At 41.9% G+C, this 23,634-nt stretch carries 19 protein-coding genes; 7 read left to right on the forward strand and 12 right to left on the reverse strand.

Annotated features, from left to right (window positions below):
* Positions 1–222: 222 nt before the first annotated feature.
* The 3 genes from ACM0OX_RS22535 to ruvC all read right to left on the reverse strand — a co-directional run bounded on the left by ACM0OX_RS22535 (position 223) and on the right by ruvC (position 5,003).
* Positions 223–3,228: an MFS transporter gene (locus ACM0OX_RS22535; protein WP_414517214.1), complete on the reverse strand. Its 3,006-nt coding sequence runs from the start codon at positions 3,226–3,228 to the stop codon at positions 223–225.
* A 343-nt stretch (positions 3,229–3,571) separates the two neighbouring features.
* Positions 3,572–4,105: a translation initiation factor IF-3 gene (infC, locus tag ACM0OX_RS22540; protein ID WP_104908867.1), complete on the reverse strand. Its 534-nt coding sequence runs from the start codon at positions 4,103–4,105 to the stop codon at positions 3,572–3,574.
* Positions 4,106–4,511: 406 nt separating this feature from the next.
* A complete protein-coding gene (ruvC, locus tag ACM0OX_RS22545; RefSeq protein ID WP_414517215.1) occupies positions 4,512–5,003 on the reverse strand; it encodes a crossover junction endodeoxyribonuclease RuvC in 492 nt (163 codons plus the stop codon).
* A gap of 175 nt (positions 5,004–5,178) precedes the next feature.
* On the opposite strand from ruvC, the gene ACM0OX_RS22550 reads away from it, so the two are divergent.
* Both ACM0OX_RS22550 and tsaE read left to right on the forward strand, forming a co-directional pair.
* Positions 5,179–6,582, forward strand: a complete 1,404-nt coding sequence (locus ACM0OX_RS22550; RefSeq protein ID WP_414517216.1) for a gluconeogenesis factor YvcK family protein — start codon at positions 5,179–5,181, stop codon at positions 6,580–6,582.
* Positions 6,583–6,646: 64 nt separating this feature from the next.
* A complete protein-coding gene (gene tsaE, locus ACM0OX_RS22555; RefSeq protein ID WP_414517217.1) occupies positions 6,647–7,102 on the forward strand; it encodes a tRNA (adenosine(37)-N6)-threonylcarbamoyltransferase complex ATPase subunit type 1 TsaE in 456 nt (151 codons plus the stop codon).
* A gap of 925 nt (positions 7,103–8,027) precedes the next feature.
* Here the strand turns inward: tsaE and ACM0OX_RS22560 are convergent.
* Entirely contained in the window at positions 8,028–8,150 is a 123-nt protein-coding gene (locus ACM0OX_RS22560) for a hypothetical protein (protein WP_414517218.1), read from the reverse strand.
* A 147-nt stretch (positions 8,151–8,297) separates the two neighbouring features.
* Here ACM0OX_RS22560 and ACM0OX_RS22565 point away from each other — a divergent pair, with 147 nt between their 5' ends.
* Positions 8,298–8,924, forward strand: a complete 627-nt coding sequence (locus tag ACM0OX_RS22565) for a PadR family transcriptional regulator (protein ID WP_414517220.1) — start codon at positions 8,298–8,300, stop codon at positions 8,922–8,924.
* A gap of 95 nt (positions 8,925–9,019) precedes the next feature.
* Here ACM0OX_RS22565 and ACM0OX_RS22570 read toward each other — a convergent pair whose 3' ends face one another.
* From ACM0OX_RS22570 to ACM0OX_RS22580, 3 genes are all read right to left on the reverse strand, one after another.
* Positions 9,020–9,478 carry an aldo/keto reductase gene (locus tag ACM0OX_RS22570; protein ID WP_414517240.1) on the reverse strand — a complete coding sequence of 153 codons (459 nt, stop codon included), beginning with the start codon at positions 9,476–9,478 and terminating at the stop codon, positions 9,020–9,022.
* Positions 9,463–10,017 carry an aldo/keto reductase gene (locus ACM0OX_RS22575; RefSeq protein WP_414517221.1) on the reverse strand — a complete coding sequence of 185 codons (555 nt, stop codon included), beginning with the start codon at positions 10,015–10,017 and terminating at the stop codon, positions 9,463–9,465. The genes ACM0OX_RS22570 and ACM0OX_RS22575 overlap by 16 nt, the downstream gene beginning before the upstream one ends.
* 62 nt (positions 10,018–10,079) lie before the next feature.
* Positions 10,080–10,811, reverse strand: a complete 732-nt coding sequence (locus tag ACM0OX_RS22580; protein ID WP_414517222.1) for an SDR family oxidoreductase — start codon at positions 10,809–10,811, stop codon at positions 10,080–10,082.
* Between the two features lie 208 nt (positions 10,812–11,019).
* Here ACM0OX_RS22580 and ACM0OX_RS22585 point away from each other — a divergent pair, with 208 nt between their 5' ends.
* A complete protein-coding gene (locus ACM0OX_RS22585) occupies positions 11,020–11,934 on the forward strand; it encodes an AraC family transcriptional regulator (RefSeq protein WP_414517223.1) in 915 nt (304 codons plus the stop codon).
* A gap of 190 nt (positions 11,935–12,124) precedes the next feature.
* Here the strand turns inward: ACM0OX_RS22585 and ACM0OX_RS22590 are convergent, their stop codons facing one another.
* A complete protein-coding gene (locus tag ACM0OX_RS22590) occupies positions 12,125–12,811 on the reverse strand; it encodes an HAD family hydrolase (RefSeq protein WP_414517225.1) in 687 nt (228 codons plus the stop codon).
* A gap of 236 nt (positions 12,812–13,047) precedes the next feature.
* Here ACM0OX_RS22590 and ACM0OX_RS22595 point away from each other — a divergent pair, with 236 nt between their 5' ends.
* Positions 13,048–13,821 (forward strand): glucosamine-6-phosphate deaminase, encoded by a 774-nt coding sequence (locus ACM0OX_RS22595; protein WP_414517227.1) that lies wholly within the window; start codon positions 13,048–13,050, stop codon positions 13,819–13,821.
* Between the two features lie 495 nt (positions 13,822–14,316).
* On the opposite strand, the gene ACM0OX_RS22600 is transcribed toward ACM0OX_RS22595, so the two are convergent.
* Positions 14,317–14,808 (reverse strand): orange carotenoid protein N-terminal domain-containing protein, encoded by a 492-nt coding sequence (locus ACM0OX_RS22600; protein WP_414517228.1) that lies wholly within the window; start codon positions 14,806–14,808, stop codon positions 14,317–14,319.
* 853 nt (positions 14,809–15,661) lie between these two features.
* Between ACM0OX_RS22600 and ACM0OX_RS22605 the strand changes: the two genes are divergently transcribed.
* Positions 15,662–16,039, forward strand: a complete 378-nt coding sequence (locus tag ACM0OX_RS22605) for a hypothetical protein (RefSeq protein WP_414517229.1) — start codon at positions 15,662–15,664, stop codon at positions 16,037–16,039.
* An 83-nt stretch (positions 16,040–16,122) separates the two neighbouring features.
* Here the strand turns inward: ACM0OX_RS22605 and ACM0OX_RS22610 are convergent, their stop codons facing one another.
* Both ACM0OX_RS22610 and ACM0OX_RS22615 read right to left on the reverse strand, forming a co-directional pair.
* Positions 16,123–17,571, reverse strand: a complete 1,449-nt coding sequence (locus ACM0OX_RS22610) for an AAA-like domain-containing protein (protein ID WP_414517230.1) — start codon at positions 17,569–17,571, stop codon at positions 16,123–16,125.
* A gap of 756 nt (positions 17,572–18,327) precedes the next feature.
* On the reverse strand, positions 18,328–18,711 hold the full coding sequence (locus ACM0OX_RS22615) for a hypothetical protein (RefSeq protein WP_414517231.1): 384 nt from the start codon (positions 18,709–18,711) through the stop codon (positions 18,328–18,330).
* Between the two features lie 981 nt (positions 18,712–19,692).
* Here ACM0OX_RS22615 and ACM0OX_RS22620 point away from each other — a divergent pair.
* Positions 19,693–22,425, forward strand: a complete 2,733-nt coding sequence (locus tag ACM0OX_RS22620) for a zinc-dependent metalloprotease (protein ID WP_414517232.1) — start codon at positions 19,693–19,695, stop codon at positions 22,423–22,425.
* Between the two features lie 7 nt (positions 22,426–22,432).
* On the opposite strand, the gene ACM0OX_RS22625 is transcribed toward ACM0OX_RS22620, so the two are convergent.
* Positions 22,433–23,380, reverse strand: coding sequence for an alpha/beta fold hydrolase (locus ACM0OX_RS22625; RefSeq protein ID WP_414517233.1), 948 nt, complete (start codon positions 23,378–23,380; stop codon positions 22,433–22,435).
* Between the last annotated feature and the right edge of the window lie 254 nt (positions 23,381–23,634).

A 23,634-nucleotide genomic window follows, 5' to 3' on the forward strand; every position in this document is an offset into this window, starting at 1 on the left:
AGACGCCAAAGGCGAACAATCAGTCGGGGATTCAGATCCCCGACTGATAGCGCCGGCGGCAAGCGAGTCCGCGTTCGCTTTTAGCGTCTCGTAGAGAGCGTCTTGATTCTGACTCCTGTTAGCGGTAGCGGGGCGTTTAGCCCATTCTGACTCCTGAATTCTGACTTCTGAATTCTTCTTCAATGGGCATTAATTCTACTTCTACAGCGATTGGAGGTTTTTTCAATTGTAATTTTTGAATTGGTATTTTTCGAGTAACTCTTTAACTTGAGCGGAGACTAAAGGATGTGGATCTTTTTGTAACTGGGGGAGGATTTGCAGGAGAACGCGATATGAAACCATATTTAAATATGCGATCGCAGCTTCTCTAACAAAGCCGGTGGGATGACGCAAACTCACTAATATCTCAGAACTGGTCAGTCGGATGCGTGTCACTTGAGCATAATGGAAACAGCAAGCTAGACACCAGTCAGAAAGGAAATTACCTAACATCAGCAATCTGTGGAGGCGATCGCTAACTATCATGTTCTCATATTCTACGATCTTGGCTTCAACAAGATATTGTAATTTTTCTGCCTGTGGTCGGTTGTCTAAAATATTCAGCAATAAAGACTTTGAAGACAAAGTTACGGTATGCTCTAAGATTTCTAACCCCCGCGCTAAGTTTACCACTGAGAGCGATCGCAGATTGAATGCTGCTGCCTGCATCTTTTCTGGCGAATAAAGCAGTTTCAGTAATAGTAGCAGCCGCTCTTTGACATCCAATTCTAATTCTAGAAGGGCGCGTTGCAATAATTCAGAGACAATCACAATTCTTTGATTGGATTGATGATTTTCTTTTTCGTCTAGTGTTTGCAAGTCAATGTATGCAGCGTAAATTTCACCTAAAAATTTTAATTCCTGCTTAATTAAATTTTCCACCCGACTTTCATAAAATCGATCTACTAAACCTTTAATTCCTGGTTGTTTGTGGATTTTTAGTAAGCTGCGGAGAATATGATCCCTAGTAGTACCCCAGGATATTTCCAAGTTTTCCCATAAAGTCTCCAATGCTTGCTGAGTACCGACTTGAGCAATGGTACGCCAAGCATACATCCGCACTACTTCTGGTTTGTAAATATTGGTAGCCAACCGCAACAGCATTTCTAAAGCTTCATTTTCTAGTCGCACTAGGGCTGACATGGCTGTACTGCGGGTTGATTTGTAATAAAGTGCTGCAATCAGTGCCGAATAGTACTCTTCTAAATGGGTGGCTGAAATCATTTCTAATACGGCACAGCGCACCCGTAATGACTCATCTTGTAATAAATTCGGGATATGAATCCGCAACGCCTGCAAATAAACTGCTTCTCTCAGCGCTCTAACTCCATTCACCCGTTCCCGTTCTTGTTTATGAGTCAGCATCCGGCGCATAGTTTGGGTAGCTACTACCTTTTGCATGGGCGTTCCCTGGCGTAAGACTAAAGCGGCGGCGGTGGCGCGGATGAGTGAGTTCTGCCGGGGGTTCAGGTATTCTTCTAAGAGGCTTAAATTGGGGTTTGGTTCCGCCAGCCAAACGTAACGCAACGCTAAAGCAAAAACTTCGGGGTTAGTTTCTTGAGATTCTTCTAACAAAGGACGGATGGCGGCTAAATAAACCGGATTGACACCTCCCATCAGCATCACTTCCAAACTTTGGCGCTGCAAATCTGGGGTTAACTTCACTAGTAGCGGTGCTAAAACTTCCGCCGCTCCTTGGGAATCAATTTGGGCTAAAAGTTCAATGCAGGAGCGTTTATCAGCCTCACTACCTTTTTCTGCTAAAGCTTTGACTACTCCCTGTTTGAAAAATCGCAAGCCGACATTGCTTGCGCTCAAGTGACCCCGCGCCACACTCAAGACTAACAGTTCCACATAGCGCGATCGCAATTCCCAAACTACTGTTAAACAAGTGCCAGTTATCAGCATGGTTTCTGCTACCAACACCCATTTTTGTAGTGGTTCGGGTACAAATCGCCCACAAAACAAGATAGTTACAAAAATTAGCGCTCCTGTCAAACCTGTGGCGATCGCTTCGGCAGTTCCACCAGATAAAGTCTGCATCCGGCTGCGAATTCCCTCTGGAATCGGTTGGTACAGGATGGGGCCGCTACTCATCACAAAGGTGTAGCGCAGAAGTTCATCAAAGAATTTGACAATTATCAAACCCCAGAAAAAGCTTTGCGATTGCATGGCTGGAATTAAATGCAGTAATACCAGCACTCCTGGGAGTGAAAAGCCGACGGTAATTGGTAAAAGCGTCGCAGTGAAAAATACCCCCATGCGTTCGATGAGTCTGCTGGAAAAAAACCACTGCAACAACAACTCACACAGTCCCAACATCCCACCAAAAAGACCCAAAAAGCTCGCAAGTTCTCGGTCGCTCAAATTGGATTGGAGTTCGCGCAGATACTGAAAATCTATTAACAACCCAATAACTTGCAACAGTCCCACAAAAGCAAACAACTGCCAGACATACCGCTTCAGCGGACTTTTAATGAAACGCTCTCGTGAAGCTTGTTGTTCGGGAACTAGTCTTTGTGGGGTTTCAGGGAAAGCGGCTCGATAGTGATGAGTTAAATAGAATAGAATCGCCGATCCTAATAAAATCACGATACAGGCGATGAGGATGATCTTATTCAACGTGGTGTATTGCACTAGCCAAGGCAAGCTAAAGCCACTGATCACATCTGCTACCAAAAGACCACTACTCACCAGTGGGTAAGTCCGTTTAATCTCCCGAATATTAAATATTTGGTTGGCGACGATGGAAGTGTTGAGGTCATTGACCACATAAAGTGCATCTACCCACAGCCGCAGCAGAAATGCCGAAATCACTGCCAGGTAGGAAAAATGATATCCCCAACGTAATACAACTAATAAAACTAATGGCATCAACATGCAAGGTGCGATCGCCACAATTACCCGACGTAAGGGAAAAATCTTTTGCAGCCAAGAGTATAAAAAAACCAGTCCGGCACTCATTACCGCACTAGCAATATACATCCACGGCAGTAGATGAGTTCCATATTCATCCAAAAACAGCGCCACCGTACTGTCTTCTGCCCACCGCAATCCTACACAGACAATTGTGTAAAAAAGAAACATTATCTGAGTGCGTTCGCTCTCCTCTGGCCGGAGATTCACCCACTGTAGTAGTCGTGGTAAAGCAACTTTATTTGCAGCCAACCAGTGATTTTTCAGTTCCATGCAGTTTTATTTTCTGGTAGTATCACCGCGGGAGCGGGGGCAGGGGAGCAGGGGGGCAGAGGGGCAGGGGTGCAGAGGAGCAGAGGGGAAAGAAATATACCTTCCTTGCTTGCTCTCCTTGTCTCTCTATCCCTTGGAAATAGCAAAAGTCCTGAGCAACTGAGTATTATGTTTCCCATTCAGCGTTCAGGACTATCGATTTTAGATAAATTTAAACGCTTTCGTAGGATTGCATAGCTAACTGTGCGTTCAAAGCGTATATTGCATCCAAATAAAAGATGAAAAAATCCCCCGACTTCTAGCCAGGGGATTTTCAAACTTGGTCTATTAAACAGTTAGAGAATTATTTTTTAGGCGAAATGAGCATCATCATGTTTCGTCCTTCTTTTTTAGGCGCTTGTTGAAGCTCACCAAAAGGCTCCAAATCCGTTGCCATTCGCTTGAGCAAATCTTCTGCTAGGTCGCTGTGTTGAATTTCTCGACCCCGGAACATCACAGTCGCTTTGACTTTATCGCCATCTTTCAAAAAGCGCTCTGCTTGCTTAACACGCACGTTGTAGTCGTGTTCTTCTATTTTGTAGCGCATCTTAACTTCTTTGACATCAGCCGTGTGCTGTTTTTTCCGGGCTTCCCGCGCCTTTTTTTCCTGCTCAAACTTGTATTTCCCGTAGTCCATAATCCGACAAACCGGCGGGTCAGCTTTATCGCTGATTAGCACCAAATCTAGCTCTTTTTCTTCTGCTAGTTGTAGTGCTTCCTGTGGGGGCATAATTCCCAGTTGGGCACCGTCAGTGTCAATGACCCGAATTTTCGGGAAGCGAATTCGTTCGTTAATTTGGGGCAGATCGCGAGTTCTTTTCTTCTCAATCACAGCCATTATGATTAGTGGGAGCTCTTAAATGAAGGATTTGGTGTAGTCTAAATTGGTATGCCTCAGAGGCAAAATACAGAAGTAACTCAGGACTGAAAACATAGTCTCCAGTTCTAGGGTAACTAATCTATAAAATAGTTGCCTCGTTGTATTTGTCATTTTACTCAGTCTGAGAGAATTTCTCTGCAATAGTTAATCTAAATTAGACAACCTAGACTCATATTAAATATTATTACAATTATTGAGCAAGACTTTTTGCGATCGCGTAACCGCCCACCGTAGGCAAGCGCATTGAGCAACATTATCAGGACTAGCTCTTGAGCGTTTTCTGAAAGAGAGTCCAGTATTGGTGATGGTTCATGGACTTTTAGAGAAAGCATTATGTCCCCAAACTCAAATCTTTGATGAAAACCTACAGCTGATAAGAAGCCGTCAAAGCCACTGCCAAAGCATCCGCAGCATCATCTGGCTTAGGAATTTCATCTAAATCTAACTCCCGCGCCACCGCTTCTTGCACTTCGGACTTATCAGCATTGCCATAACCTGTTAAAGCTTGTTTAATTTGGGCCGGAGTAAACTCTACATAAGGAAGACGACGTTGCCCCAACACTAAAATGACTATACCCCGCGCCTGTGCAACCAAGATAGTACTTGACATCCGATAGAAGAATAGTTTCTCGATTGCCACTAAATCTGGTTGAAATTCCTCCATCACGGTGTGTAAATCATCAAACAAGGTACATAGGCGCTGTCCCATTTCTACATCTGCTGACGTTTTAATGACTCCAAAATCCAGCATATTTACTGTAGTCTCTGGTATTTTGTTGAGATTTTGTGTGCAGCTAATTGCCCCAAATCCTAAAATTGCCAGTCCTGGATCTAATCCTAAAATTCGTTTTTCCATTAAATTTACTTTTACCAAGCCAGGGTTATTGTTTAACTAGAAATACTGGCAATGTTCACGACTTGCTCTTAGTCTAATAGGATTGATAAATATAATAGTTTCACGCCTGGTCTTTTAAACCAAGCGGTGTAAATTTTCTGTTAATTATTGTTTGTAGCACTGCTCCAAATCAGGTATGTCAATTGGTTTTCTCAGACAAGCCCTCAACGCCCTGCAAAAGCAGTCGCGCTCTCGTACTTCCTATCGGGTTAATCAGTGGTTCAAATGGTTATCCCCTGGACTATCGGTAAAACGTTGGTTGTTAATTAGTGTTGGAGGTGTACTGCTGGCGAGTTTGGGGTTAGCCATTTGGATTAAGCTAACCCCAATTTTTTGGATGATTGAGTTGGTTAGAGGTTTCTTGGGAGTCATCACCAACCTCTTACCGAACTATATCAGTGGCCCTTTGGTGCTGCTTGGCGGCTTGCTGTTAGTGCTTTGGGGGCAAACTCGCACAGTAGGCTCAATTACTAAGGTACTAAGAGCAGAAGGCGGAGAGGAACTCATTGATGTCTTGCTAGCTCATCGTCGATTGTACCGAGGCCCAAAAATAGTGGTAATTGGTGGTGGTACGGGACTTTCTACGTTGTTGAGGGGACTGAAAACCTATAGCGCTAATATTACTGCCATTGTCACTGTCGCCGATGATGGTGGATCTTCTGGGCGTTTGCGTCAAGAATTTGGAGTGCTGCCACCAGGAGATATTCGCAATTGTTTGGCTGCACTAGCAGATGAAGAAAAGTTATTAACAGAATTGTTTCAATACCGTTTTCGGGCTGGAGATGGCTTAACTGGCCACAGTTTTGGCAATTTGTTTTTAACGGCAATGAGTGATATTACTGGAGATTTAGAACAAGCAGTTGCAGCCAGTTCCAAAGTGCTAGCGGTGCGGGGACAAGTACTACCAGCAACTCTTAGTGATGTTCGCCTCTGGGCAGAATTAACCGATGGTCGTCGTATTGACGGGGAGTCTAGTATTCCTAAAGCTGGCGGTAAAATTGTCAAAATTGGCTGCATTCCAGCTAATCCCCCGGCAGTGCCAGCAGCTATTAAGGCAATTAAAGAAGCTGATTACATTATTATTGGCCCAGGTAGCCTTTATACAAGCCTAATTCCTAATTTATTAGTACCAGAAATTGCCGATGCGATCGCTCAATCAGATGCCCCCCGTATTTATATCTGCAATATCATGACTCAACCAGGAGAAACTGAAGGCTACACTGTTGCCGACCACATCAGAGCAATTGATGCTGCTTGTGGAGAAAGAAGACTATTCGATGCTGTATTAATACACAAAAAATCTCCTTCGGAGCAATCACTTATCCGCTACGCCCAACAAAACTCCCATCCTGTTTTCCTCGATAGAGAAGCCGTAACTCAACTAGGGCGACGGATTGTTCCAGCTAATGTTTTGTATGAAGATGAAATAGGTTTTGTACGTCACAATCCGCAGAAACTAGCACAAGTGTTATTGCGGTGGTACGGTAGAAGTCAGTCCCGTCGGGGAATTCAAAATTCAAAATTCAAAATTCAAAATTAAGGAAGATGAAAATTTGTTATTTGTCATTTGTTTAGACTAATCAGTAATGCCCAATACCTCAATCATGAAAATTTTTCTTGCAGATACAGAAGCAACGCTGCGCTTAGGTATTACTCTTGGCGAATCCCTGACACCGGGGAGTGTAATTTTACTAGAAGGTGATTTAGGCGCTGGTAAAACTACTTTAGTTCAAGGCATTGGTAAAGGTTTAGGAATTGCTGAACCCATTGTCAGTCCAACTTTCACGCTGATTAATGAGTACACCGAAGGGCGCTTTCCTCTTTACCATCTGGATTTATATCGCTTGGAACCGCAAGAAGTCACAACCTTAAATTTAGAAAGTTACTGGGAAGGTGTTGAAGTGATACCAGGAATTGTGGCAGTTGAATGGGCGGAACGATTGCCCTACAAACCAGATAGTTATCTGAGCGTGAGTTTGACTTATGGACATGAAGGCACTCGTCAAGTTGAACTCACATCATTCAATTGTGCTATTAGCAAAGTCATTGCCGCAATTTAAGCTCATCTTCCGCCTAAAGTACGAGGAATTTCGGTTTTTTGACCGCAACACTCAAAAATTCCTGCAAATAATCGAGAGAGAACTTTACACTAGTCCTATCTGCCACTACCACGTTCGCCACCGTCAGTTCCTAACATTGTTATCTCAACCAAAACAAAAATATTTAATTAGCTTTTCTTCAATAGAAAACTGGTAGTCAGCTTTGCTGACACCTGCTCCTATAAATTTAGGAAAGTTCGCAACACACTGGCTTTCTTTAAAAGGGAGACTATTTTCCTTCACTTCCTTAAATCTAGGCGGGGTTATCTTATCCGAATAGTATTGAACCTAAAGTGATTCTTAACTAAACGGGATATATGAATCAAGCAAGTGTAAATAAACTGTTGTTGGGGTCAATAAGAGTTTTGAGAGAACTAGTCAGCTTCGATTGAACCCGATTAGTTCCCTACTGTGGTTCAAAGATGGAATCTAGATTATTTAGCAGCGAATGCTAGTAAAAAAAGTTAAGCAATCATCAGTTTATGTATAATTTTAACTTTTCTTACACTTAGTATTCCCAAGTTCAGTTCACAATCTATACAAAAAAATAAACTATTTTATAAATTTACAAAATTAGTTCTTAATAATTTTAACTAGCAATAAATTCTTATATTCACATCTGTAATTAGCACCGATATCAATAAATTATTTAACTAAAATATCTCGTATTTATACATATTTTATCTAGAAAGACAAGACACGAAAAAAACAAACCATCTAAAGATACAGGGTTTTATCTGTGGACTGAACTATTTGTTACACCTATCACTTCATAGTCAAGTAAAAATGCTTAACCTACGACTAAACGCTGTAGGTTAAGCATTTTTGCAATGGGTAGAGTCGAATGACAACTAAGAAAAGCCCAAAGGCTTGTGTCGTCTAGTTTTCAGGCTGGGAATATATTTAAGCCTCTTGTCAAGCTACTGGAGGCGGAGCCTCCTAGAATGGGTTCCCAGCCTTCAGGCTGGGAACCAGTCAGAGCAAGGGCTGTATCTTTTCTTTGTGCCATTCGAGTAGAGTCTTTTGTCTAACAAGCCCAGACTCTTAGCTAGTCGAAGTTCCTTTCGTTACAAATCTTCATCAAAATTCTATTCCGATATATTCCGATATATCGCGATATATCGTATATTAGAGAAAGTTGATTTGAGATTTACTTATGTTTAGACATTTTCGGTCACGTTTTGGCGCACCTGCATGGGCAGGAGTTAGCGAAGAGGATTCATTGCTTGTCAGGTCTTGGTTTGGACATGGCAACCATCATGGTAGACATCATGACAAACGCTTTGATAATGAAATGTTTGGTCGTGGTTGGGGAGACGAGCACCGGACTCGTCGGGGTGACATCAAGTTCATTTTGCTGGAATTGTTATCCGAGCATCCTAGTCATGGTTACGACCTGATTAAAGAGATGGAAACTCGCTACGGTGGTTTCCGTCGCCTCAGTCCTGGCTCAGTGTACCCAACACTCCAATTGCTGGAAGAAGGTGGTTATCTCAAGAGCGCACAGGAAGGAGGCAAGCGGATTTATACGATTACGGATGAGGGGAAACAATTATTGGCAGAACGTGCCCAACAAGAACCTTCAGATACTCCTTGGGATACCTTCAAAAGTTTTGTTACAGGTAAGCCCCAAGAGTTTATTGAGTTGCGGAATGCCGCCACAGAGTTAGCTGCTGCGGTGGTGCAGGTTGCTCGTAGTGGCAATATGGAGCGGATAAATCGGGTGCGCGAGCTTTTAGAGCAAGTTAAACGGGAAATTTATGCGATTCTGGCTGAAAAATAAGTATAGGCTCGTAGTAAGGACTTTAGTCCTTATTTTCTAAGCAGCAAATTGCTTACTACAAACCCTCTCGTACTTTGCTTACACTGTCGATCGCATTAGCGTTCGCTGTCCAACATTTGCATTTGATGTTCATCATAACGAGTGCCTGCGATCGCAGATGCGGGAATTGCTGCTTCAATGCGGGTTAAGTCTTCTGGCGATAAGTTCACATCCAGAGCCGCCAATGATTCGGAAAGTTGGGTGCGCTTGCGTGCGCCGATGACCGGCACAATATTTCTGCCTTTTGCAAGTACCCAAGCAATAGCCAACTGTGAAGAAAGAACTCCTTTCTCGGCAGCAATTTGCTTTAGTTCTTCGATCGAGCGCTGATTCTGAGCAAGGTTTTCTTTACTGAAGCGTGGTAAGTAGGCACGAAAATCGCCCTGTGTAGCTGGAATGGAGCCACTTAAGAGTCCTCGTGAAAGCACGCCATAGGCAGTTACGCCAATACCAAGTTCTTCCAGTACAGGAAAAATCTCGCTCTCAGGACTACGGCTAATCAGGGAATACTCGATTTATAGGTCACTGATGGGGTGAATGGCATGGGCGCGGCGAATAGTGTCCGCTCCCACTTCCGATAGCCCAATATGTCGGACGTAGCAGCCGTGACTAACTCGGCGATCGCGCCGATGGTGTCTTCAATGGGAACTTGCGGGTCTAATCGAGCCGGACGGTAAATATCAATGTGGTCTACTCCCAATCGGGTAAGACTATAAGCGACAAAGTTTTTCACTGAAGCAGGGCGGGCATCTATACCAATCCATCCACCATCTGGAGTACGTAAAGCGCCGAATTTCACCGAAATCAGTGCTTTGTCTCGACGATCCTTGATTGCCCGACCAATTAGCATCTCATTGTGTCCGCTGCCATAGAAATCGCCAGTATCCAGTAATGTCATCCCGCGATCGAGAGCTGCTTGGATAGTTGCAATGCTTTCGTTTTCATCTGCTGCGCCGTACATACCGGACATACCCATACATCCGAGAGCTAGGGGGAAAACAGTTAGACCTTTAGAACCAAGTTGGCGAGGTTGAATTTTATTTTGGGTAGTCATATAGGGCTTCTCAGTTGTTTTACTGCTAGCTTAGGTTGAAAATTCTTTGCATCTTTGCGTAACTATACGCTGGCTGTGGGGCGCACGATCATCTCATTCACATCAACGTCATCCGGTTGCTCGATTGCAAAGGCGATCGCTCTGGCGATCGCTTCAGCCGGAAGCGCAATCTTGCGGAATTCCTGCATACCTTTGCCAGCTTCGGGGTCAGTAATGCTATCGGCCAGTTCCGACTCCGTTACGCCCGGCGAAATAACAGTAACGCGAATGTCAGTATTTTCCTGACGCAGCCCCTCCGAAATTGCCAACACCGCGAACTTAGTGGCTGAGTAAACGGCGCAGGTTGGCCAGACCGCATGTCCGCCGATGGAGGATAGGTTGACGAACTGGCCAAATCCTTGGCGTTTCATCAGCGGTAGCCCAGCGGCGATGCCATTGAGTACGCCACGGATGTTCACGTCAATCATCCTGTCCCATTCATCAACCTTCAGCGCTTCTAGCTTCGAGAGCGGCATAACGCCTGCATTGTTAACGATGACATCAATGCGGCCAAATTTGGTCTGAGCAAATTCTACAAAGGCTTGGAAGTCGGCGCGATCGGTAACATCAAGAGTCTGATACTCCGCCGAGCCTCCCTCAGCGCGGATTGTAGCCACGAGGGTTTCTAGCCGCTCCGTGCGTCGTGCGCCCAGGATGACGTGGATGCCCTTACGAGCGAGTAGACGTGCTGTTGCCTCACCGATACCGCTGCTTGCACCTGTAATTAGTACGACTTTCTGTTGATTGGTAGTCATAAAACCGGATCTCCAAGTTGTTGTATTCTCTAGCACACTCTTAGATTAAGAGTGTCAAAGCTTGATGCGGTAATCTGAACCTGCGAAATTCTTGCCTAATCCTGCATTTTTCTTCATTGTCGATCGTAAAAAGATAAGCTGATCTCAGCGGCTAAATAGATTGTGGCTGCCCTGAATGTTAGTTTCATAAAGGATTTCAAACGACATTATGGAACAGACTGTTAGAAAACAGCAGTCCGAGCTAGCCGCTCTGATTGCACAGAACAGTAATGGAGATGGTGTCCATCCCACAGCGATCGAGCGGTTATTCCTGATCCGTTCCTTACAACCTACTGCGCCTCTCCATGCCCTGCATGAGCCTGCCCTGTGTATCGTCGCTCAGGGCAAGAAACAGGTAATGTTGGCAGACAATCTGTATGTTTATGGTCAAGACCAATATTTGGTTGTATCTATCGATCTGCCTGTTGTCGGTCAAGTGATTGAAGCAACGCCAAGCTTTCCGTATCTGTGTCTTCGGCTCGATTTAGATATGGGAGAACTCAGCACACTGATGATGGAGGCAAAACTAGAGGCTCCAGCGAACGAACCACCGGAACCAGGGTTGTCTATTAATCCTGTTAGCCCGCAACTGCTTGATGCCGCAATACGACTTGTACGATTGTTGGAAACGCCTCAAGATATTGCCATCCTCGCACCTTTGATTGTTCGAGAAATTCTCTACCGTTTGTTATCTGGCGAACACAGTGCTAGATTGCGACAGATTGCTTTAGTCGATAAACAACTCCAAGCAATTAGCAGAGCGATCAACTGGCTGAAATGGAACTACGAAAAACCATTTCGGATCGATACGATCGCTCGTGAAGCGCGCATGAGTCCCTCGTCTCTTCATCATCACTTCAAGTCAGTCACCACCATGAGTCCTTTGCAATATCAAAAACAACTTAGGCTTCAACAAGCCCGTCGTCTGATGCTGGGACAGGGTATGGATGCGGCGACAGCTAGTCATTATGTGGGTTATGAAAGCCCTTCACAGTTCAGCCGTGAATACAGTCGCTTGTTCGGCGCACCACCGTTGCGTGATATGGCTCGGTTAAAAAGTGGAGTTTTTGGGGATGGGGGATGAGGAGTAGGGGGGCAGGGGGGCAGGGGAGCGGAGGGGCAGGGGAGCGGAGGGGCAGGGGAGCAGAGGGGCAGGGGAGCAGAGGGGCAGGGGAGCAGGGGAGCAGGGGAGCAGGGGAGCAGGGGAGCAGAGAGAAGTAATAGTAAGTTTTTCCCCTCTGCCCCTCTGCCCCTCCGCCTCTTCCCCAATGTCCTCAAAAATTAGAAGCGATCGCACTTAAATCTGGCTCGATGAGTGAGTTTAGCAATGTCCACAACTGCAAATCAGTAAAGTCTGGAATTGCCATAAATGCACCGACTGACTGCAAAATTTGCGGATCGTGGGTGGAGGCGATGCCAATGGTGCGAATATCTGCGCCCACTGCTGAACGAATACCAGAGGGAGAGTCTTCTAAAGCGATCGCTTCTTCTGCTGTAATCCCCAATTTATTCAGGGCAACTTGGTAGGGCACAGGATCGGGTTTACCTGCAATACAATCATCCGCTAAAACAACTGTATGGAAAGCTTCTTTTATCCCCAAAACCTCTAGCATAAATTCTGCATTTAATCTAGGCGCATTAGTTACTAATGCACGTTTTAATTGATGTGTTTCTGTCCATGCTAGTAGCTCAGAAAATCCACTTAGCGGTTTGAGATGTGGGGCGAGTTTGCGGAACAACGCCTCTTTTTCGTCTGCAAATTGTTGCCCTTCTGCTGCTGATAATTGTGGCAGAATGTCTTTAACAATTTCTGGATTTAGCCTTCCACTAATTCGGGATTTATAAAATGTTTCATCTATTTCTATGCTGTAATTTAACAGCATTTCCCGCCAAGCTCGGTAGTGTATGGGGTCAGTGTTGACAATAGTGCCGTCTAGGTCAAAGAGAATTGCAGCCAGCATGATTTTTGGGTAGAATGTAAATAATTGTTAACTTAATTTAAATAGTTTACATTGTTTTTTGTCTTTAGTGATTGTTCCTGCGTTAATACGGGGATTGGGGACTAGAGAAAAAAATTTCAAGAGTCAGAAATTAATCTGCTAAATCCTAGAATCTATACTGGATAGGGCATATAAGGGCAGACAGGTAAAACCTCTGGACAAACTGCCGTATAATTGATAACCTTCTTCGTAAGCAAATGGTAGCCGCCACAAACTTTTTTCGCGTTGACGATTTACTAGTGCAGATTTACAACTCTGAAGTCGAAATGGCTGAAGATGTTGCCGAAATCGTGCAAAAATATTTACAGCAAGTTCTTAATCTTCAAGAGACAGCTGCTGTATTGTTAGCTACAGGTAACTCCCAACTCAAATTTCTTGATGCTTTGATTGCATTAGGTGGTGTAGATTGGTCAAGGATTATTCTGTTCCATCTAGATGAATATTTGGGAATTACTGCGGATCATTCTGCTAGTTTTCGGCGTTATATGCGAGAACGTGTAGAGAAAAAGGTTAATCCTAAGAAATTTCACTATATAGAAGGTGATACATTACAACCAGTAGCAGAGTGCGATCGCTACACCAAATTATTGCAAGCACAACCGATTGACTTATGCTGTCTAGGTGTTGGCGAAAATGGACATTTAGCTTTTAACGATCCCGCTGTAGCAAATTTTCAAGATCCTTACAGTGTGAAACTGGTAAAACTAGATACTGTGAACCGTCAGCAACAAGTAAATACAGGTCACTTTCCGAATTTAGAAACTGTGCCACAGTATGCTTTTACTGTCACCATCCCAACAATTTGTTCGGCTAAAAAAATTATCTGTCTTGCTCCAGAAAAACGTAAAGCGAATGTGGTAAAAGATATGCTGCAAAGCTATATCGGTACAGACTGTCCAGCTTCTATTCTTCGTCAAGAACCACAAGCGACGTTGTTTTTAGATGTTAATTCTGCTAGTAGACTAGAATAAACTTAAACTTATTAACACCTCAATCTTCCAAGCTAATTATTATAGCGATCGCTGGAATTGCATGAGGTAGTTTCAGTATACAGTAACGTTATAACTATCAAGCGAGATTTTATATCCAAATTCACAAATACTCATAGACTGTGTTCTAAAAAAATGATGTTTATAGAAGTCATAAACATCTCAAATTAATGAAATAAAAGTTTCTAAATACGCCAGTCATCAAAATTTAGTTTTATATTAAGGGACTGGCGAATCTAGCAAGCTTTGAAAGAAGGGTATAAATAACTTAATAGATACCCTTAACGGGAGTATCCACTTTTGGAAGAAACACCGGGCGATTGGAAATCGCGGCTACACAAACTCTCGTCCGCCTACGCGGACTCTCTGAAACCCGCGCAGGCGGGTTTAGTTTCTATAGCCCCAGACTTCTAGTCTGAGGGCGATCCGCCAAAAGTGGATGCTCCCCCCTTAACCATCCTCAAAACTTCAAAATTACTAAATTCCAGCACCTGATTTTGCTTCAGCACCCATTGGCGAAACATAATCACGGAAAAGAGTAATCTGCTGTTCAAAGTCTAATCCTTGAATTTTGCCAAACAAAGCTTTAGCTTCGGAAGGAAGTTGATAATCACCAGGTACAGGAATGATAGTGCCATTTTCCATTCCTTGAGATAATCGATACCAAAATAGGAGTTTTGTCGTATCACCCAAAGAGCCATACTCACGAGAAATTTGGGTATCCACTTTATTAATCAAATCACGCTGAACTTGTAATTGTTGTTCGTGAGATAATTCCTTAACTTGATTAAATAAACCTTCAGCTATTTCTGGAGAAACAGTACTGGCTCCAGGAGCGGCTGGAGTAATTGAACCCCCCATTTCTTTATAGATAAACCAAAACAAAGCAAGTTGTTGATCTACATTTAACTGTTGCCAAGCTTGAACGTGTTCGCGAATAGTTGGATCGTTGGTTTGTGTGTATGTCATGATTAACTTCAATTGCAATTACTTATTTATTCTTAAGTAATGTTACCAAATGTACATTTGGAGTTTTACCCTACTGAAGACAGATGTCTGAAAATCATAAAGAAGATCGTTTAAAGCCAAAATAATCCCTGACAAGTGCCAAATGAAAGAGTTAGCAATTAGAAATCTGTTACCAAATTGAAAGATTGTTATAATGTATTTCCCTGGATAGATGTTAGCTTGATTGTAATAGTAGGTAAAAAAGCACTAGTTGTTAATCTTTGAAAGGTCTAAATGTAGAACTTACGCATTGACAGAAGCAACCAACTGTGAATTAAATCTCGTTACAAGGCTTTGCATGTTAATGCTTTTGTGGGTGGGCTACTGTCTCCAGTCAAACCACGAGGTAGCTGCCTCTAATAAGCCATTTCCGTGTTCTGTATGGACAAGAGAACAATGGAAAATCGATCTTTTTTCGACTTGTATATACACTGTAGCTTGTTAAGGGAGGCGAGACAAAGCGTAGCTTTGGCTCTTTGAGGTTCTTTTTTGTGATTTATGCAAGAGGTTTACTGTCTTCTCTACACGACGTTGCGCGAACGCAGTGATAGCGAGTTTGCGAACATTATTAGTAATTACAAATGACGAATCGTTAATCTCTATTTTTGCAGGTTGCGATCGCTCTTCAGAATTCAGTTTTTCATTATCTTCTTAACTGTCTTCTTAACTGTCTTAACTGTCATTGCATTTTTTTGAAGATAGCGAGAAAATACAAACGTGACATTCAGAAGCACAGAAAGAACCCAGCTTTAAAAACATTTGCCAATCATGCAATTATATCAATCAATTCTATTCTTTTGGAGAAGAAAAAATCATGAATTCATTTAACCACAGGCAAATTGATATATTAACACAAGGTCAAGATATTTATCTGTCTGGTAATCCCATTAAAACCGAAAATTTTTATATTAAAAAGACCTTACGTAATGGTGGAAGAATCCGTTTCAAAATTCGTTATTCTGCTGAACTACAGGGTTTCTGTCTGCTAGAAATTTTTCTAATGAGAACACAAAATGGAACACTAACTGCTGGCATGACTATCCCTAATAGTGGTTCGACAGCTAGTTTTCAAGAACAAGAGCAAGAATTTGGTATTTGGGAGCCAGAAGATTATTACTTCTTTTTCAAAATGTCTTCCAATAATGGAAAATTTTATATCGAGGATTATCAGCTTTATTGGTCAAACAATTAATTATTTTTCGTTGGAAACAAGGTTTCCAATCCTAGAGGATCGTTACGGTGAACGTCATAAAAAGAGTCTGTGATAGTTTTTTCTCAAGCACGTTTTTGCAATGATTTATATTCAAATTCAGCAACACCTAGTTGTTTTTTAAAGTAAGCGCGGTAGAGTTCACAACGCGGTAGGATGCGATCGCTTTCATAAGCGATCAAACCCAAGCTTTCAAGCTTATGAGCGTCAATGGGATTGAGAGAAATACTTTGCTTTGCCGCTACAACGTCAACATACGCCTTTACTAAACTAGGATTTTCTTGTAAGATTGCCCAGTGTCGCCATAGATGATAACGATAGATACCGCCGTTAGCGATCGCATCTTCTATCAGTTCTTCTAAGGTCATTCCTTGACAGCATAGATAATACAGAGCAATCCGAATCAGTGCTGGATGTCCTCCCACGAGAGACATCAGTTGGTTAACTTCGTTATTAGAAGTCCAATCTAAACCATGTCGTTGGGCTAAGTATTTTACTTGGTGGGCAGTAAATTCTGGCAGACGGATCGGTAGTCCAATATTAAATGGAGAACGGTTGATATCCAAAGAAACATATACTTCTGTAGAGTAAACTACCACTAACCTGAGTTTCTGCAAGTTGGTATCTTGTCGTGCTTCTTCATACCAAGAGCGCAACAAACCAAAGAACTCCGGAGCAATTTCTGGATATTCAAAAAAGCGGTCAACCTCATTTAACACTAAAACTACTGGACTTTTGCATTGCTTGAGCAAATAAGATTGCAAATATAAACTGCAACTCAACTTACAACCTATTTCCTCATCCCAGTTTTCATCTAGCTTGGGGTCAATGCCTAATTCTATTGCAATTTGCCAGCAAAGAGAACGCAAAAGTTTATTTAAGTCTGTCAGACAGCTTGAATCGATTTGGTTGCAATTCACGTTCACCGAGCGATAACTTTGCATCTTCGCAAAGGCTAACAGCCGCAGCACAAGAGAACTTTTTCCCATTTCTCTTGGTGCTCGAATCCGAATCACACAGCCTGGTTGAATTACTTCTCGATAAACAAGTTCCTCGATTGGGGGACGATCGACATAGAAGGGGGAATCTACAGGTACGGGGCCATCTGGGTATGACCAAAGATTTTCGAGTTGGTTATGGTGTTGAGTCGCCAGATAATCTAAGGATAAAGACGGAAATAATTTTCTTTCTCCTGTGTCTAAACTTACTGAGGTAGTTTGATAGCCTTCAGTATAATTAGGCTCACTCAGAATTCCATAGTCTTCCCTGCATAATTCTAGGTTAAAGGCGCTAAAGCACAATTTCAAGGTTTTTTGATCCACGCCTGTATTCAACGACCATAATCGGTTCAGAGTTTTGGTAGATACCTTCATGCGATCGCCTAAATCTTCTAGAGTGAAGCGATGTCCGTTGTTTTCTACCTTTTCTATAGCCAGAATCGCCCCTTGTAAACGCTTCAGCCCAGCGATCGTTAGAACAAGTCCCCGCCTTCGCGTGCTCTTAGATTGCTTCATATCACTAATTATTAATCTACTTTCTTTATTTACTGTCTTAGCTATTTCCTCATTGTTTCACGTTTTAAAACAGTTATTCAACAGTTACTTACCCATTCTTAAAATACTCTAAAAATTGTAAAAAAATATACATATCCTATTTAGGATAGTTAGATAAATGGGTATAAACAAACATAACTATATTGATTGTCATTTTTTCTCCCCTCCAGAAAGATGCTGATGCTTTTATATCAAGTATCTTTGACTACTTGTAAATAACAAATGACAAGCCTTAATAGTTGACTTTATTTCTACCAATTTACTCAGTATTACTGAAAAATCTTTTTTATCTAGTATTAATATGAATTTTGCAGTGCAGACTCATCCAACAAGGAGTAGGAAATGTATAGGAAGGGCTGTATGCTGGAGTCTGTCGTAGGATGCCCGTAGGGCTGTAGGGAAAATACCGCACTGGCTTCACTTAATTTCTTCCCAAAGCTGGGTCTTTGGGCTTCTTCGAGTTTAATAGCGATCGAACGGACAAAAAATTATAGCACACAGTAAGGGGCGTACAGTTAGCTGTACGCCCCTACTCAAAACCTATATTTAATGCGATTGACGAAATGCTACAATCTATTATCAGCAGGGTGAGGGCGTTACCCAAATATTAGAAGAGTTCGTTGGTTAGACACCAGCCTTCCTAATATTACTCATTTATTGGCGAAAAGTTATTAGTACTTATTGCCAGGTAAAGATTGTAACGCATTTAGCATCGAACTAGTTAAGGATCTTTTCGCCAGTACGTGCTGCACTGTCCCCTACATCACTAGCAGTTTTCTGAGCACCTTCTACGTATCCAGATCCGAATTGTTTAAAGGCTTCTGCTGACTCTTCTCCAATCTTTTGAAGTCGTTTACCGGGAGAACCTTCAGTTTCACGAGCTTCTTTATTCCATTCCCCGATTGTTCTCGGTCTTTGAGAATCATCTTGCTGTATCTGTTCGCGAACTCTTTCCTTTAAGCCTGTGTTATTTTGCCCAGGAGCAAAATTCGTCGTCAGCACTAAAAAACCAACTATGACAACAGCCAAAAAACTTTTTATTTGAAGTCCTTTAAGCAGGGAACTGATGTGACTAATAGTCCTAGAAAGCAAATTTATCATGCCAATTAGCTTGTTTTTTGGAGTACAAATAAAGACTAACTATAAAAAAATGATTATCCTTCTAACAAAAGGCATATCTCAGTTATGAAAAATCTGGGATGAGACTATACCAATCATCCGCAAGCAAATCAATTAAATCAAACCATTTATAGAAGTGAAAAATAATGTAACAATGCTAGGTCTCTACAAGGGTTCTGGATAACGTATATTTAATTTCACCAGGTATGTATTAACTGCAATATTTAGTAAACTACAATTTTTTTCATATATTGCTTGATTTTGACATCACCTAAGCGGTAGAAATTGGTGTACTCGCTTTTGCTTCTACATAAAATAAGAGCAAAGCACTCAAAATTGGTTTGTGGCTGGCTAGAGCAAAAGGTAGATAATTAGGCAAAAAAGCTGCTTTTGTGTGGGAATAACGCTTTTAAGACGATTGAAAACAATGAAAGATGTGATAAAACGGTCGAGATTAGCATAAATTTCCAAAATTCATCCTAAAAAAGCATTTAAATGCTCAATAACAGCTTTTTTATAAGTCTTACTCTTTATTTATAAATCATGCTTGAGATTCCTTCGGCTGCCAAATGTAGCACTAAATACATTTTTAATGCTACATTTGGTTTTTAATACAGATAGAAGTAAAAAAAACATGTATCTTTGGTTATATAAATTATCAACCTGAAAAGATAGATGCTTAATGGATAATTCCTAAATAGTTACTAATAACAATCAACAGTCACACGACTTTTAGGCTAGTACACTGTGGTGGAAGTTTGCCTACCTTTAATAAGTTGCTTGAACAATTTGTCTAGTTAATTGAGATGGTAGCTGAATTTATGCTGTGCCGTACTAGAGGCATTGTTTATCTGACTGAGTACATTTATGTCGTAATGCCTAGATATTTGAAGGGTTTACAGACGAAAAACTACTCGACATTTTTCCTCAACACGAGAACTGCTTCAGGTGGAAAGCCAAAGGATGAAATACTGGATAACGAAATTAGCAGTCTGTATAGTATTACTTTATAGCTTGTTGCTATCAAATGATTATGCAGCAGCAAACCAACTTTCAAATACTTCTAATATTGATGTGCAGCAATTAAATACACTGCCAGTAGTTGAAAACGTAGCAAGTGCTGACAAAAATCTTGCTGAAATTAAAAAGGAAGATTTTTGCCGATTTAATGGGATTGTTAATCGGGTAGATAAACTAGAGGGACTCTTCACACTTTATTGCAGCGAGGATTCGGGAAAAGTTTTCTTAGAACTTAAGCCAGAGCAGCTAAATAAAGACTACCTAGCTATAGTGACATTGGAATCAGGCGTTGGGGAAAGTGGGATTTATAGTGGATTACCTCTTTCTGATTTTATCTTTTATTTCCGACGAGTAAATAATAGATTGCATTTTGTTGTGCGGAATGTAAAATTCCGTACAGATAGTATACCAGAACAGCGATCGCTTGCTCGCTCATTTAGCGATTCAGTTCTTTATTCACTCGAAATAGCCACTATCGAGCCAAAGAATAAAAATATTCTAATCGACCTGAATGGACTGCTAATGCAGGATTTTCCTGGATTAACTCCTCTATTAAAATACTCTTTACAGGCTGATTACCGCTTAGATGCACGCAAGTCATATTTTGGTGATGTTAACAGCTTCCCAGACAATGTAGAGATTGATTCAATTTACGGCTTTTCATCAATAGAAGGCTCAAATTTAATCGCTGTACCCGATAGTAGGGCACTCACTCTGAAGGTACACTACAGTTTTTCTCAGTTGAGAGAAAACAATGGTTATATTCCCAGACTTGCCGATGACAGAGTTGGATATTTTACTACTACTTTCCAAGATTTATCTAACAATAATGCTCGCGAATCATTTGTACGTTACATTAATCGCTGGCATCTAGAACCATCCAATCCTGACGCCCCTTTATCTCCACCCAAAAAACCAATTGTGTATTGGATTGAAAATGCTGTACCACTAGAATACCGCGATGCGATTCGTGAAGGCGTTTTGATGTGGAACAAAGCATTTGAAAAAGCCGGATTTCAAAATGCCATTGAAGTGCAGCAAATGCCAGATGATGCTAATTGGAAACCAGCAGATGTACATTACAACACTATTCGCTGGTTCAATTCTTTAGATGCAGGTTTTGCCAAAGGGCCGATGCGCGTTAACCCATTTACCGGGGAAATATTGGATGCAGATATCATTGTAGATGCCAATATGGTGCGCTTAGTTCAGCAAGAATATCACGCACTGATGGAGGCAAATTCATGTCAAGAAAATACGAAAGGACGTGAAGACGCGGGGAAATTCCTGGATAAATTTGCCTCCTCTTCCTCTGCTCACTTTTTCTCCTCTGAGTCCTGCTATGGTGTGGAATCTTCAAATCAAGCAGCTATGGGGGCGCTGGCGTTGTCAATGTTGCCAGACACTACACCTAGTAGTGAAACGATTAAGGAGTATGTGCATCAATATTTGCGTTCTCTCATCGCTCACGAAGTCGGGCACACTCTGGGTTTGCGCCACAATTTTCATGGCAGCACCATGTTAGCACCAGAAGAATTAAATAATACTGAAATCACTCACACCAAAGGTTTAGTAGGTTCGGTGATGGACTATGTACCTGTGAACATAGCACCACAGGGAGTACAGCAAGGTGACTATTTCCCAGGAGTTATTGGGCCTTATGACAAATGGGCAATTGAGTATGGTTATAAAAAATGTCCATCAACAGCGCTTGAGGTAACTATTCCAGAATCAGAAAAAAGTTTTTTAGACCAGATTGCATTAGCATCGCCTCAACCAGAATTATCTTACGCAAGCGATGAAGATATCTGGGACATCAATCCTTTGGCAAATGTCTGGGATATGAGTAGTGATGTGCTACTTTATTCGCAGTGGCAAATGGATAATGCTCGTTTTATGTGGCAACATCTTGATAAGGGTTATGTATCGAAAGGAGAAAGTTATACTAACCTGCGCCTTAAGTTTAATAAAGTACTTAAATATTATTTTCGGAACGCCACTTTGCTTGCTAAATACATTGGTGGACAATCGTTTCGTCGTCTCCATACCAGTAATGATGCTGCTTGGACATTTGTACCAGTTTCACTTTTAAAACAACGTCAAGCATTGACAAAGTTGCAAGAATATGTATTTGCAGATAATGCTTTCAGCTTTTCACCACAATTGCTGAATCAACTAGCACCATCGCGTTGGGAACACTGGGGCAATTCTGCACCTAATAACCGCCTTGATTATCCAATTCACGATCGCATTTTGGGTTTTCAAAGTACGATATTGCGATCGCTATTAGACAGCGATCGCCTGAATCGGTTACAAGATATAGAATTAAAAACTCTGCCTGGAGAAGCGCTTTCCATACCAGAACTGTTCGACACCCTGCAAACAGGCATCTGGACAGAAGTTTTCGCCCCAGGAGAACCAAAGCCAATTTCGAGCATCCGCCGTTCATTGCAACGGGAGCATCTGAATATTTTGTTACAGATGATGTTGGGTACTACTAATACACCTGAAGATGGTCGGACATTGGCTTGGTATAAATTGCGCCAACTGCAAAAAGCCATTGATGCCAGACTTAAACAACTTGGCGAAAGCCTTGATGTTTACACCTTAGCTCACTTAGAAGCTTCTGGCGATCGCATCACTAAAGCATTAAATGCACAGTTACTTTCTAAATAGTCATTTGTCATTTGTCATTCTCCCCTGCTCCCCTGCTCCCTTGCCCCTCTGCTCCCCCACTCCCCACTTCCCCAAGATACCGCTGCAATAGACCAATGAAAACTTCTGGTATTTCCAAATGAGGTAATATTCCGGCATCTGCGATCGCATAAAAATCTTGAATTGCTCTTGGATTTAGATTTGCCAAGCGTTGCCCTAATTTAATGTTGGTAAATTGTGCTTTTTCTCCCCAAAAAATGACGGTGGGAACTGTTAGTTGTTGAATATATAAACTCAAGTCAAAGTAAAGATCGCCCCGCAAAAATGCCAAAGCAGCAAACTTGGCATTAGGTTGTTGTGCCGAGGTTAAATAAGCCTCCACCATTTCTTGAGATACTCGTTGGGACTTAGCAAAGAGAAAACTTTGTAAGAAATTTCGGACTGCAATTTCATTTTCAGCACCAAGCATATAAATAAAATTGTCCAACAGAGGCGCATTGATTACCGAAAGCGGAAGTCTGCGTCCAGCACCTTGCCCAAAATCATCAAATCCAGAGGGGGAAACTAAAAACAGTACTTTGAATAAATTGGGTTGAACAATAGCTAGGCGAATAGCAAAAGCGGCTGTAAGAGACGAGGCTACCACTGTCACCGGTTGGCGACAAGTTTGGATGATAAACTCTGCGATCGTGCTGAGGTAATCCCTAATTTTATAATCCCGCACTGGATGGGCCGATTCTCCCCAGCCAATTAAATCGGGGGCTAAAATGCGGTAGTTAGAAGCAAAAGCCGGGTAAACTTTAGACCATTCATAAGCAGACGCTCCACCACCAAAGTTATGGAGAAATAGTAGTGGGGGTAAATCTTCAGTGTCAGCAATCGTCCAAGGTGCATTTGTTTGGGTATAGTAAACCATTGCTCCCAAAGATGTATGGATAACTTTATGTCCAAAGCCAGGGGGTTGATACTGAAGCATAAAATTAAAAAGTTTAGTTTATTTGAATTTACATACAGTCAAACTAATTCAGGATTCAAAATACATTTATCTGAATAGTTATACAGCAGAATTCAGAATTCAGTAGTCAGAATGGGCTGCGCCCCGCTGCGCTAACAGAAGTAGAACAGGCTTTATACTTGGCTTTTAGACTTAGCTTGTGTACCTCACTAACTTGAAATTCGCTGTATCAATTACACTTGATTTTTTCTAAATTCTAACTTCTGATTCCTGGG

Source organism: Nostoc sp. PCC 9305 (assembly GCF_963920915.1).
In the GTDB taxonomy this organism is placed as follows: Bacteria; Cyanobacteriota; Cyanobacteriia; order Cyanobacteriales; family Nostocaceae; genus Nostoc.

Excerpts from the sequence above, each read along its gene's own strand:
- ACM0OX_RS22535 (WP_414517214.1), bottom strand. The coding sequence starts at position 3,228 with ATGGAACTGAAAAATCACTGGTTGGCTGCAAATAAAGTTGCTTTACCA.
- ACM0OX_RS22590 (WP_414517225.1), bottom strand. The coding sequence starts at position 12,811 with ATGCTGGCTGCAATTCTCTTTGACCTAGACGGCACTATTGTCAACACT.
- ACM0OX_RS22600 (WP_414517228.1), bottom strand. The coding sequence starts at position 14,808 with ATGACATACACACAAACCAACGATCCAACTATTCGCGAACACGTTCAA.
- ACM0OX_RS22565 (WP_414517220.1), top strand. The coding sequence starts at position 8,298 with ATGTTTAGACATTTTCGGTCACGTTTTGGCGCACCTGCATGGGCAGGA.
- ACM0OX_RS22610 (WP_414517230.1), bottom strand. The coding sequence starts at position 17,571 with ATGAAGCAATCTAAGAGCACGCGAAGGCGGGGACTTGTTCTAACGATC.
- ACM0OX_RS22625 (WP_414517233.1), bottom strand. The coding sequence starts at position 23,380 with ATGCTTCAGTATCAACCCCCTGGCTTTGGACATAAAGTTATCCATACA.
- ACM0OX_RS22615 (WP_414517231.1), bottom strand. The coding sequence starts at position 18,711 with ATGATAAATTTGCTTTCTAGGACTATTAGTCACATCAGTTCCCTGCTT.
- ACM0OX_RS22550 (WP_414517216.1), top strand. The coding sequence starts at position 5,179 with ATGTCAATTGGTTTTCTCAGACAAGCCCTCAACGCCCTGCAAAAGCAG.
- ACM0OX_RS22580 (WP_414517222.1), bottom strand. The coding sequence starts at position 10,811 with ATGACTACCAATCAACAGAAAGTCGTACTAATTACAGGTGCAAGCAGC.
- ruvC (WP_414517215.1), bottom strand. The coding sequence starts at position 5,003 with ATGGAAAAACGAATTTTAGGATTAGATCCAGGACTGGCAATTTTAGGA.
- ACM0OX_RS22595 (WP_414517227.1), top strand. The coding sequence starts at position 13,048 with ATGGTAGCCGCCACAAACTTTTTTCGCGTTGACGATTTACTAGTGCAG.
- ACM0OX_RS22605 (WP_414517229.1), top strand. The coding sequence starts at position 15,662 with ATGAATTCATTTAACCACAGGCAAATTGATATATTAACACAAGGTCAA.
- tsaE (WP_414517217.1), top strand. The coding sequence starts at position 6,647 with ATGAAAATTTTTCTTGCAGATACAGAAGCAACGCTGCGCTTAGGTATT.
- ACM0OX_RS22575 (WP_414517221.1), bottom strand. The coding sequence starts at position 10,017 with ATGACTACCCAAAATAAAATTCAACCTCGCCAACTTGGTTCTAAAGGT.
- infC (WP_104908867.1), bottom strand. The coding sequence starts at position 4,105 with ATGGCTGTGATTGAGAAGAAAAGAACTCGCGATCTGCCCCAAATTAAC.
- ACM0OX_RS22585 (WP_414517223.1), top strand. The coding sequence starts at position 11,020 with ATGGAACAGACTGTTAGAAAACAGCAGTCCGAGCTAGCCGCTCTGATT.
- ACM0OX_RS22560 (WP_414517218.1), bottom strand. The coding sequence starts at position 8,150 with ATGGCACAAAGAAAAGATACAGCCCTTGCTCTGACTGGTTCCCAGCCT.
- ACM0OX_RS22620 (WP_414517232.1), top strand. The coding sequence starts at position 19,693 with ATGAAATACTGGATAACGAAATTAGCAGTCTGTATAGTATTACTTTAT.